This is a genomic window from Paraconexibacter sp., assembly GCF_041602235.1.
Classification (GTDB): Bacteria; Actinomycetota; Thermoleophilia; order Solirubrobacterales; family Solirubrobacteraceae; genus Paraconexibacter.
In genome coordinates this window covers 1-11,160 of sequence record NZ_JBFIGP010000105.1, presented here as the reverse complement: position 1 = coordinate 11,160, position 11,160 = coordinate 1, and the positions used below count along the sequence as shown (strand labels likewise).

Annotated in this window: 11 protein-coding genes and 1 pseudogene; 11 read left to right on the top strand and 1 reads right to left on the bottom strand. The window is 70.8% G+C overall.

Features of this window, described 5'->3' with window-relative positions; all coding sequences use genetic code 11:
* Together ABYE80_RS10365 and ABYE80_RS10360 are read left to right on the top strand one after the other, a co-directional pair.
* A partial coding sequence (locus tag ABYE80_RS10365; protein ID WP_372790199.1) for a zinc-binding dehydrogenase occupies positions 1-456 on the top strand: 456 nt, incomplete at its 5' end.
* Between the two features lie 30 nt (positions 457-486).
* A complete protein-coding gene (locus ABYE80_RS10360; protein ID WP_372790198.1) occupies positions 487-1,821 on the top strand; it encodes an alpha/beta fold hydrolase in 1,335 nt (444 codons plus the stop codon).
* Between the two features lie 17 nt (positions 1,822-1,838).
* Here the strand turns inward: ABYE80_RS10360 and ABYE80_RS10355 are convergent, their stop codons facing one another.
* On the bottom strand, positions 1,839-1,991 hold the full coding sequence (locus tag ABYE80_RS10355) for a hypothetical protein (protein ID WP_372790197.1): 153 nt from the start codon (positions 1,989-1,991) through the stop codon (positions 1,839-1,841).
* 22 nt (positions 1,992-2,013) lie between these two features.
* Between ABYE80_RS10355 and tig the strand changes: the two genes are divergently transcribed.
* The 9 genes and pseudogenes from tig to ABYE80_RS10310 all read left to right on the top strand — a co-directional run.
* On the top strand, positions 2,014-3,366 hold the full coding sequence (gene tig / locus ABYE80_RS10350; RefSeq protein WP_372790196.1) for a trigger factor: 1,353 nt from the start codon (positions 2,014-2,016) through the stop codon (positions 3,364-3,366).
* A 176-nt stretch (positions 3,367-3,542) separates the two neighbouring features.
* Positions 3,543-4,154, top strand: a pseudogene (clpP, locus tag ABYE80_RS10345) (ATP-dependent Clp endopeptidase proteolytic subunit ClpP); the annotation flags it as partial.
* Positions 4,155-4,191: 37 nt separating this feature from the next.
* On the top strand, positions 4,192-5,469 hold the full coding sequence (gene clpX / locus ABYE80_RS10340; RefSeq protein WP_372790195.1) for an ATP-dependent Clp protease ATP-binding subunit ClpX: 1,278 nt from the start codon (positions 4,192-4,194) through the stop codon (positions 5,467-5,469).
* Positions 5,470-5,489: 20 nt separating this feature from the next.
* Entirely contained in the window at positions 5,490-5,768 is a 279-nt protein-coding gene (locus tag ABYE80_RS10335; RefSeq protein ID WP_372790194.1) for a hypothetical protein, read from the top strand.
* A gap of 55 nt (positions 5,769-5,823) precedes the next feature.
* Positions 5,824-8,379, top strand: coding sequence for a valine--tRNA ligase (locus tag ABYE80_RS10330; protein ID WP_372790193.1), 2,556 nt, complete (start codon positions 5,824-5,826; stop codon positions 8,377-8,379).
* Complete coding sequence (locus tag ABYE80_RS10325) at positions 8,376-9,671, top strand: folylpolyglutamate synthase/dihydrofolate synthase family protein (RefSeq protein WP_372790192.1); 1,296 nt, start codon at positions 8,376-8,378, stop codon at positions 9,669-9,671. Before ABYE80_RS10330 ends, ABYE80_RS10325 begins: the two co-directional genes overlap by 4 nt.
* 280 nt (positions 9,672-9,951) lie before the next feature.
* Positions 9,952-10,473, top strand: coding sequence for a zinc ribbon domain-containing protein (locus ABYE80_RS10320; protein ID WP_372790191.1), 522 nt, complete (start codon positions 9,952-9,954; stop codon positions 10,471-10,473).
* A 66-nt stretch (positions 10,474-10,539) separates the two neighbouring features.
* Positions 10,540-10,947: a nucleoside-diphosphate kinase gene (ndk, locus tag ABYE80_RS10315; protein ID WP_372790190.1), complete on the top strand. Its 408-nt coding sequence runs from the start codon at positions 10,540-10,542 to the stop codon at positions 10,945-10,947.
* Between the two features lie 8 nt (positions 10,948-10,955).
* A partial coding sequence (locus tag ABYE80_RS10310; RefSeq protein WP_372790189.1) for a Maf family protein occupies positions 10,956-11,160 on the top strand: 205 nt, incomplete at its 3' end.

Below are 11,160 nucleotides of genomic sequence, written 5' to 3'. Positions count from 1 at the left end.
GCCGCGATCGTCCTGGGCGCCGCCGCCGGCGTACGGGTGTGGGCGACGAGCCGGTCCGAGGCCAAGCGTGCGCGCGCGGTCGAGCTCGGAGCCGAGCAGGCGTTCGAGACGGGCGCGCGCCTGCCCGAGCGCGTGGACGCCGTGATCGAGACGGTGGGCCAGGCGACCTGGGCCCACTCGCTGCGGGCGCTGAAGCCCGGAGGCACGCTCGTCGTGTCCGGAGCCACCAGCGGCGAGGCCCCACCCGCCGAGCTCACGCGCGTCTTCTTCCTGCAGCTCCGGGTGCTCGGTTCGACCATGGGTTCACGCGAGGAGCTCGCCCGGCTCGTGCAGCTGTGCTCCGACAAGGACATCCGCCCCGTGATCCAGGAGACGATCCCGCTCGGCGACGCCCGGCGCGGGTTCGAGATGATGGAGCGCGGCGAGCTGTTCGGGAAGGTCGTCTTCGTCCCGTAGGCGCTTCCGCGCGCCAGTACGCTTGCGGGCGTGCAGGACACGGGGACCCGCTACGCCCGCAACGGCGACATCACGCTCGCCTATCGCGTGATCGGCGACGGGCCGGTCGACGTCGTCTTCCTGCCCGGGCTCATCTCGCACGTCGAGGTGATCCTCGAGTCCCCGCTCATCCAGCGGTTCCTGGGGCGCATGGCCGAGTTCTCGCGCGTGATCCTCATGGATCGCCGCGGACTCGGGCTCTCGGACCCGGCCCCGGTCGACGTCCCGCTCGAGGTCGAGATCGGCGACGTCCTGGCGGTGCTCGACGCCGCCGGCGCCGAGCGGGCGGTCCTCATGGGGTACACCGCCGGGGGGCCGCTGTGCGTGCAGACCGCGGTCGCCCACCCGGAACGCATCGCCGGCCTCGTGCTCTACGCGAGCATGTTCCGCGCGGTCGCCGACGACGACTACGAGTGGGCGCAGACCAACGAGCAGCGCCTGGAGCGCATGTCGGACCTGCTCGCCAACTGGGGGACCGGCGTCAACATCGAGCGGCTGGCCCCGTCCATGGCCGACGATCCGCGCCTCGTCGACTGGCTCGGCCGCCTCGAGCGGGCCGCCGCCAGCCCCGGTCGCTTCCGCGACGCGCAGGCCCGCTTCGCCACCGCCGACGTGCGGCATCTCCTCGAGCACATCCGCGTCCCGACCCTGGTGATGCACCGGACCGGCGATCAGATGATCGACATCCGCCACTCGCACTACGCGGCCGAGAAGGTGTACGGCGCCAAGCTCGTGGAGCTGCCCGGCACGGATTCGATGCCGGCGGCGGGCGACGCCGAGGCGCTCGTGGGGGAGATCGAGGAGTTCCTGACCGGCGGGCGCACCGGCTCCGCCGTCCATCGCGATCTCCTGACGGTGCTGTTCACCGACGTCGTCGATGCCACCGGCACGGCCTCACGGCTCGGGGACGCACGCTGGCGGGACCTGCTCGCCGACCACGACAGGGCGATCCGCCGCGAGCTCGAGCGCTACGGCGGGCGGGAGGTCAAGACGATCGGCGACGGCTTCCTCGCGGTCTTCGATGGCCCGCCCTCACACGCCGTGAGGTGTGCGTCGGCCCTCGTCGACGTCGTCCACCCGCTGGGACTGCAGATCCGGGTCGGCCTGCACACCGGGGAGTGCGAGCGCATCGGCGGGGACGTCGGCGGGATGGCCGTCCACATCGCGGCGCGCGTCGCCGCGCTCGCGAGCCCCGACGAGGTCCTCGCGTCCGGCACGACCTACGGCACGGTCGTCGGGGCCGGGATCTTCTGGGACCACCAGGGCACCCGCGAGCTCAAGGGCGTTCCCGGCTCGTGGCCGATCTTCTCGCTCATCCGCGAGTGAGCGGGCGCGGCGACGGATCAGCTCAGGGTGCGTCCCCGTGCCCGTGCCCACGCGTAGCGGCCGACCAGCACGAGCCAGTCCACGACGCCCGCGACGAGATGGCCCGCGGAGCCGGTCAACGCACGCGCCGCGAGGCGCTCAGGCGGGGTCAGAGGGTGCTGAGAGGCCATTCCTGAGTACCTTGTCAGGTCCATGGCCGCAACCACCAGCACCGTCACCGCCACCGTCACCGAGCTGCCCGAGTCCCGGGTGAAGATCGAGGCGCAGGTCGCCTCCGACGAGATCTCCCGTCGGATCGACCAGTACGCCCGCAAGCTCGGCCGCGACTTCAAGCTCCCCGGGTTCCGCAAGGGCAAGGTGCCCCCGGCGCTCGTGATCAAGCAGGTCGGCCGCGAGGCGGTGCTCGACGAGGCCATCCGGTCGGAGATCGGACGCTGGTACGTCCAGGCCCTGGAGGCCTCCGGCGTGGTCCCGGTCGGCGACCCCGCCCTGGACCTCGGCGATCTCCCGGCCGACGGGGAGGCGCTCAGCTTCACGGTCGAGATCGGCGTGCGTCCCGTCGCGACGCTCGGCACCTACAAGGGCGTCGAGGCGCCGAAGGCCGACCCGGCGCCGACCGACGAGCAGATCGACGCGGAGGTCGAGCAGCTGCGCCAGCGGATGGCCCGCCTGGAGACCGTCGAGCGCGCCGCCGACACCGGCGACTTCGTCGTCATGGACTACGAGGGGTCGATCGACGGCGAGCTCTTCGAGGGCGGCGCCGGCCGCGACCAGATGGTCGAGATCGGCTCGGGCCAGCTCATCCCCGGCTTCGAGGACCAGCTCAAGGGCGCCTCGGCAGGCGACGCCGTGACCGTCGAGCTGACGTTCCCCGAGGACTACCAGGCCGAGCACCTCGCCGGGAAGGCCGCGACCTTCGCGGTCACCGTCAAGGAGATCAAGGCCAAGGAGCTTCCGGAGCTCGACGACGACTTCGCCTCCGATGCCGCGGGCTTCGACACCATGGCCGAGCTGCGCGAGGACCTGGCGAGCAAGCTCCGCGAGGGGGCCGAGCAGCGCGCCGAGAACGACTACCGCGAGGCCGTCCTCGACGCCGTGGTCGCGCAGGCCACCGTCGAGGTCCCCGACCATCTCGTCGAGGCGCGGGCCAAGGAGATGTGGGAGCGCATGCTGCACTCCTTGTCGCACCAGGGCATCTCCCGCGAGATGTACATGCAGATCTCCGGGCAGGACGAGGAGGCGGTGCTCGAGCAGGCCAAGCCCGACGCCGAGGTCGCGCTGCGGCGCGACGCCGTGATCGCCGCGGTCGTCGAGGCCGAGGGCATCGAGCCGTCCGACGGCGACGTCCTCGACATCCTGCAGGCGAGCGCGGCGCGCGAGAACATGGCGGTCGAGAAGCTCCGCGACAAGCTGGAGCAGCAGGGGCGCCTGGGTGAGATCAAGGACGATCTGCGCCAGCGGCAGGCCCTGGACCTGCTGGTCGAGCACGCCACGCCGGTGCCCGCACCGGCCGCCGAGCCGGCCGGCGACGACTCCGCCGAGTAGCCACCGTCACGTCGACGCCGCCCCGCACACCGGGCGGCGGAACCCGCGACGCGTCCACCCGGGCTACAGGAACCGGACGCGTCTTCCGATGACAGGGCCGCTGGGCCGCGGACGCCCGTTGCTAGGCTTGCCCGACTCGCCGGTGACACGTCTTCCGTCGGCGGGAGGAATCCGGCGGTACGAGCGAAACAGAAGCGAGGAACATGAGTCCCCTTGTCCCCATGGTCGTGGAGCAGACGTCGCGAGGCGAGCGCGCCTTCGACATCTACAGCCGACTGCTCAGCGAGCGCATCATCTTCCTCGGCACGCCGGTGGACGACCAGATCGCGAACCTGATCGTCGCCCAGCTGCTGCATCTGGAGAGCGAGGACCCGGACAAGGACATCTCGCTGTACATCAACTCGCCCGGCGGCTCGGTGTACTCGGGCCTGGCGATCTACGACACGATGCAGTTCATCAAGCCGGACGTGTCGACCATCTGCGTCGGCATCGCCATGTCGATGGGAGCGCTGCTCCTGTCCGGCGGCGCGAAGGGCAAGCGGATGGCCCTCCCGAACTCCAAGGTGATGATCCACCAGGTCAGCTCCGGCTTCCAGGGCCAGGCGACCGACATCGAGATCCACGCCAAGGAGGTCATCGACCTCCGGGCGAAGCTCGACGAGATCATCGCGCTGCACACGGGGCAGAGCCTCGACAAGGTCAAGAACGACACCGAACGCGACTACTTCATGTCTTCCGCCGAGGCGGCGGAGTACGGCATCATTGACCGGGTGATCTCGGAGCACTAGCTTCGAGAACGTCCGCCGCGGAACGCGAGGGAGACAGATGGCTCGACCTACCGACTCGAACGAACAGCTGCTCTGCAGCTTCTGCGGCAAGTCGCAGCGCCAGGTGAAGAAGCTGATCGCCGGTCCTGGCGTCTACATCTGCGACGAGTGCATCGATCTCTGCAACGAGATCATCGACGAGGAGCTCACCGCCCCGCCGTCGTTCGATCTCGACAACCTGCCCAAGCCGATGGAGATCTACGGCGTGCTCGACGAGTACGTCGTCGGGCAGGAGGAGGCCAAGCGCGCCCTCTCGGTGGCGGTGTACAACCACTACAAGCGCGTCCAGATGATGCAGTCGACGGACTCGGACATCGAGCTCCAGAAGTCGAACATCCTGCTCCTGGGCCCCACCGGGTGCGGCAAGACGCTGCTGGCCCAGACGCTCGCCCGCATCCTCAACGTCCCGTTCGCGATCGCGGACGCCACCGCGCTGACGGAGGCCGGGTACGTCGGTGAGGACGTCGAGAACATCCTCCTGAAGCTCATCCAGGCCGCCGACTACGACGTCAAGAAGGCCGAGACGGGCATCATCTACATCGACGAGGTCGACAAGATCGCCCGCAAGGCGGACAACCCGTCGATCACGCGCGACGTGTCCGGTGAGGGCGTCCAGCAGGCGCTGCTGAAGATCCTCGAGGGCACCACCGCGTCGGTGCCGCCGCAGGGTGGACGCAAGCACCCGCACCAGGAGTTCCTCTCGATCGACACGACGAACGTGCTGTTCATCTGCGGCGGGGCGTTCGCCAACCTCGACCAGGTGATCGAGCGGCGCATCGGCAACAAGGGCATCGGCTTCGGCGCCTCGATGGAGACCAAGCAGGAGAAGAAGGACGCCGGCGACGTGTTCGCCCGCTGCCTGCCCGAGGACCTCGTGAACTACGGGCTGATCCCGGAGTTCATCGGCCGCCTGCCGGTCGTGAGCGCGGTGCACCAGCTGACGCGCGACGACCTCATCACGATCCTCACCGAGCCGCGCAACGCGCTCGTCAAGCAGTTCCAGCGGTTCTTCTCGTTCGACGGCATCGAGCTCGTGTTCTCCGAGGACGCGCTGACGGCGGTCGCCGAGAAGGCGCTGGAGCGCGAGACGGGGGCCCGCGGGCTGCGGTCGATCATCGAGGAGACGCTGCTCGACGTGCAGTTCGAGCTGCCTTCGCGGCGCGACGTGAAGAAGTGCGTCGTGACGAAGGAGACCATCGACGCCGGCCGCGCGCCGACGCTCGTCACCGAGGCCGCCCCGGACGCCGACGACTCGCCGGCCGCCGAGTCCGCCTGACCCGCCGTACGTCGAGATCGATGGCCGGGAAGCTCTCGCGTGTGCGCCGCGTGCCGTGGATCGTCGTGGCCCAGGCGGCGCTGGTCGCCAACGCCCACTGGAAGAACCTCGCGAGCGGTGACCGCGAGCGGCTCCTGCACCTGCTCAAGAAGTCCAAGGGACGACCGGCGGCGCTCAGCAGCCGCGAGCGCGACGAGGTCCGGCTCCTGCTCGGGCGTCTCGAGCTCTCGACGCTCGCGCGCGACCTCGTGCCCTTCGCCCTGAAGGGCCGGCGACCGGGCCGCGCCCGGCGATCCTGAGGGCGCGCGCCCTGACGGCTTCCGTGGCCGTGCCGTCCGTAGACTGCGGCCCTCGATGAGCGACCTCCAGGACCGCAAGCGCTTCGAGCCGTCGGAGGTCGAGCCCCGCATCACGCGCGCCTGGCTCGACTCCGGACTGCACCACCCCGTGCCCGAGGGCACGGCGCAGGAGAACTACGCGATCGCGATCCCCCCGCCCAACGTCACGGGCGCGCTGCACATGGGGCACGCGCTGAACGGCTCGATCCAGGACACGCTGATCCGCTGGAACCGGATGCACGGCCGCCACGCGAAGTGGATCCTGGGGACCGATCACGCCGGCATCGCGACCCAGACCCAGGTCGAGAAGCTCCTGAAGAGCGAGGGCTCCAGCCGGGAGGAGATCGGGCGCGAGGCGTTCACCGAGCGGGTGTGGGAATGGCGCGCCAAGTACGGCGGCACGATCATCGAGCAGTTCAAGCGGCTCGGGGCGACCTGCGACTACGACGAGGAGCGCTTCACCCTCGACGACGGCTACGTCGAGGCCGTCCTGAAGGTCTTCGTCGACCTCTACGACCAGGGTCTGATCTACCGCGACTACTACCTGGTCAACTGGGACCCGGGCAGCCGCTCGGCCATCAGCGATCTCGAGGTGGAGGACCGCGAGGTCACCGACACGCTGTACGAGATCGCGTACCCCCTGACCGACGGCACCGGCGAGGTCGTCGTCGCCACCGTGCGCCCGGAGACGATGCTCGCGGACACCGCCGTCGCCGTGCATCCCGCGGACGAGCGCTTCGCCCATCTCATCGGGAGGACCGTCACCCTGCCGCTGGCGGGCCGCGAGCTGCCGATCATCGGCGACGAGTACGTGAAGACCGACTTCGGCACCGGTTGCCTGAAGATCACGCCCGGGCACGACCCCAACGACTTCGAGATCGGTCGTCGTCATCGGCTCGGGGAGCTCACCGTCATCGGTGAGGACGGACGGATGAACGCGGAGAACGGCGGTGCCTACGCCGGTCTGCCGGTCCTCGAGGCGCGCGAGCGGATCGTCGCCGACCTCGAGTCCCAGGGGCTGCTGCGCGACCGTGAGCCCTACACGCACGCCGTCCCGTTCAGTCACCGCTCCGGGGAGCGCATCGAGCCGCTGATCTCCCTGCAGTGGTTCATGCGGATGGACGAGCTCGCGGCGCCCGCGATCGCGGCCGTGACGGACGGGCGCATCCGGATCCACCCCGAGACCCAGTCCCGGCGGTACGTCGAGTGGCTCCAGAACATCCGGCCGTGGTGCATCAGCCGGCAGCTCTGGTGGGGGCACCAGATCCCGGTCTGGTACCGGGGCGAGGAGACCTACGTCGGACTCGCCGCGCCGGAGGGGGAAGGCTGGGAGCGCGACCCCGACGTGCTGGACACGTGGTTCAGCTCGGCGCTGTGGCCGTTCGCGACGCTCGGGTGGCCTGCGGAAACCCCTGAGTTGCAGGCCTTCTACCCGACCGACGTGCTGTCGACCGCCCGCGACATCCTGTTCCTGTGGGTCGCCCGCATGGTCATGATGGGACTGCGGTTCACCGGCGACGTGCCGTTCACGGACGTCTACGTGCACTCGGTGATCCAGGCGCCCGACGGCCGGAGGATGAGCAAGTCGCTGGGCACCGGGATCGACCCGCTGGATCTCATCGACCGCTTCGGCGCCGACGGCGTGCGCTTCGGGCTGCTCGCCATGTCCTCCACGCAGGACGTGCGGTTCAGCGAGGAGCGCGTCCAGCAGGGGCAGCAGCTCGCCAACAAGCTCTTCAACGCGTCGCGGTTCGTCCTGACGAACATCGGCGACATCGACGCCGAGGCGGCAGGTCGCGGCCCCGCCCCGACGAGCGTCGAGGACCGGTGGATCCTGTCGCGCCTCACCGCCTTCCAGGAGCAGACCGCGGAGCACCTCGCCGACTTCGACTTCTCGAAGGCCGCGCTGGGCCTGTACGACTTCGTCTACGGCGAGCTGTGCGACTGGTACCTCGAGCTGATCAAGGGCCGCGAGTTCGACAGCGATCTGAGCGCCACCCTCGTGCACGTGCTGCGAAGCACGCTGATGACCGCCCACCCGTTCATCCCGTTCGTCACCGAGGAGCTGTGGGCGCACCTGCCCGGCAGCGAGGGGCTGCTGGCCGCATCGCAGGCCGCCGCCCCCGACGCGGCACTGCGTGATGCCGAGGCCGAGTCGACCATCGGTGACGTGATCTCGACCGTGCAAGCGGTGCGCGGCTGGCGGGACGGCGCGGGCGTGAAGCCCGGTGCGTTCCTCCCGGCCCGGCCGCCGGCGTCCCTGGCGGAGGGCGCGGCGGCGCTCGTCGCCCGCCTGGCCCGCCTGGAGTGGACCGCCGATGGCGAGGCTGCCGCGACCGTGCACGTGCCCGGCGGGGTCGTCGAGGTGCTCGCCTCGGACGTCGTGGACCCGGCGGCCGAGGCCGCCAAGCGCGAGGCGCGGGCCACCGAGTTGCGCAAGGAGATCGCTCGCGCGGAGGGCAAGCTCGCCAACGAGGGCTTCGTCGCCAAGGCCCCCGAGGCGGTCGTCGCGTCCGAACGCGAGAAGCTCGGCCGCCTGCGCGCGGAACTCGAGGATCTCGAGGCCACATGACCGCGTCCGCCTCCGCGGCGGACGCCGAACGCTGGCTGCTGGAGCTGGAGAACTTCGGCATCCGGCCCGGCCTGGACCGGATGCGGGCGCTGATCGAGGCGCTCGGCGTCCGCCGCCGGCCGACGGTGCACCTGGTCGGCACCAACGGCAAGACGTCGACGACGTTGCTGTGCGCCGCGATGCTGGAGCGTGCAGGGCTGCGCGCGGGTGCCTACGTCAGTCCCCATGTGGAGCGGTTCGCCGATCGCATCCACGTCGCCGGCGCGCCGCTGTCCGACGAGCGGTTCGCCGGGTTGGTGGCCCGCGTCCGGGCGCGGGCGGAGGCGCTGGCCGACGTGCCGGGGCAGTTCGAGGCGCTCACCGCCGTGGCGTTGCTGGCCTTCGAGGAGTTGGACGTGCAGGTGCTGGAGGCCGGCCTCGGCGGCCGCCTGGACGCCACGAACGCCGTTCGCAGCGACGTGCAGGTCCTCACCAGCGTCGGTCTGGACCATCAGGCCTGGCTCGGAGACACGGTCGAGGAGATCGCCCTCGAGAAGCTCGCCGTCGTCGAGGAGGGGGGCACCCTGGTCCTCGCGCCCGGCCTGGAGCCCCCGCTGCGGGCGCTGGCGAGGACGGTCGCGGGGGACCGGGGCGCGCGCGTCGTCGAGGCCGCCGCTGTCGCGCCGTCGCAGTTGCGCGATCCGCTCGCCGCGGGCGGGTTCCAGCGCGAGAACCTGGGGGTCGCCCTCGCGGCCGCGAAGGCGCTGCTCGAGGCCCGTGCGAGTGACGGTGCGCCGGGTCTCGATGGCGGCACGGCTGGTGGGCCGGGCGACGGCGAGCCCCCGGACGATGCGCAGTTGCTCGCTGCCGCGGAAGCCCGGCTGCCGCTCCGCGGTCGCCTGGAGCCGATCGGGCACGACCCACTCGTCGTCGTCGACGCGGCGCACAACGTGCAGGCCGCTCGCGCGCTGCTCACCGCGTACGACGGTCTGGCGGGGGACCGGCCGACAGTGGCGGTCGTGGCGCTGCTCGACGACAAGGACCCGGCCGGCGTTCTCGAGGTGCTCGCGCAGCGGTGTCGCGCGGTCGTCGCGACGACCACCGCGAACCCGCGATCGCTGAGCGCCGGCCAGGTCGCCGCGGCCGCCGAGGCGGTCGGCCTGGAGGCCCACACGGCGGAGGACGTCCGCGCTGCGGTGGACCTCGCGCGGAGGATGACGGGCGTCGAGGGCGCCGTGCTCGTCACCGGCACGACGAGCCTGGTGCGAGAGCTGCGGACGCCCGGCAGCGCGTCGGCTCGGTCCCGGTTCTGAGCGCAGACCGGGGAGCCAGGCTCCGGAACCGCGGGTGATCCAGCACACCCCGAACCGGTGCCGCGACGGTGCTGCGATGGCGGTTGCGGCTACGCTCCGGTTGCCGATGAACCGCGAAGGCCCCTCAGTCCTGGCGATGATCGCCGCTGTCGCGGTCCTGGTCGCGCTCGTGATCCTGATCTTCTTCGGGATCGGCTACCTCTTCGGCAGGCAGTTCCTCTGAGTCGGTGGGGAGGGGCAAGGCCTGTTGCGCCGAACTCCTGGGTAGGCTTCCCCGGTCATGCACTTGCAGCTCGCGATCTTCGGCATCAACAGCGACGGCCTCAACACGGCCGTCAAGCTGCTGATCCTCTTCCTCGTCGTCACGTGGCTGGCTCTCGTGTACTACACGTACTCGGACGCCCGCCGGCGGATCGCCGACCCGATGATCATCGGCTGCGCGACGGCGGCCTCGCTCTTCCCGTTCGTGGGCACGGTCGTGTACATGATCGTGCGGCCGCCGGAGTACCTGGACGACATCCGCGAGCGCGAGCTCGAGATGCAGGCTGCCGAGGCGCGGCTGCACCAGCTCAACTACTTCCTCTGCCCGCACTGCGACTACGAGGTGGAGAAGGAGTTCCTGCGCTGCCCGTCCTGCCTGCGCAAGCTCAAGGACGCGTGCGTCGCCTGCAACAAGCCGCTGGACCCCGACTGGAAGATCTGCCCGTTCTGCGAGACCGAGATCGCCGGGAAGACGCCCCCGCGGCGCCGGCGACGGCGCGAGCAGAGCGACACCGAGCAGCAGCCCGCCGCCGGCGCCTAGGAGGTAGGGTGCGCCGCGCCGCCGCGCGGTACCCGATCCCCCTGAACCTGAAGGAGCTCTCCGCCCATGGCCGAGAAGACCCTGATCCTCGTCAAGCCGGACGCATTCGGTCGCAACCTGACCGGCGAGATCCTCGCCCGGTTCGAGCGCAAGGGCCTCAAGATCGAGGCACTGAAGCTCGTCCACACCCCGCGGGAGACCGCCGAGACCCACTACGCCGAGCACGCGGAGCGCCCGTTCTTCGGTGAGCTCGTCGAGTTCATCACGTCGGGGCCGCTCGTCGCCGCGATCCTGTCCGGGAACGACGCCATCAAGGCGGCGCGTCAGCTGATCGGCGCCACCAACCCGCTCGAGGCGGCGACCGGCTCGATCCGCGGTGACTTCGCCACGCTCGTGGGGGAGAACATGGTCCACGGCTCGGACTCGCCGGAGTCCGCCGAGCGCGAGATCGGCATCTGGTTCCCGGAGCTGTAGCCGAGCGGATGGGACGGTCCGGGCCGTCCCCGCTCATCCTGGCCTCGGCGTCCCCCCAGCGGCGTGCCATCCTGGCGCGCCTGGGGGTGGCGTTCGATGCGCGCCCGACCCACGTCGACGAGCTCGAGGCCGGCGAGCCGCACGCGGTCGCCCGGGAGAACGCGCTGCGCAAGGCCCGCGCCGCGGCCACCGGGCTGGCGTCCTCGGAGCAGG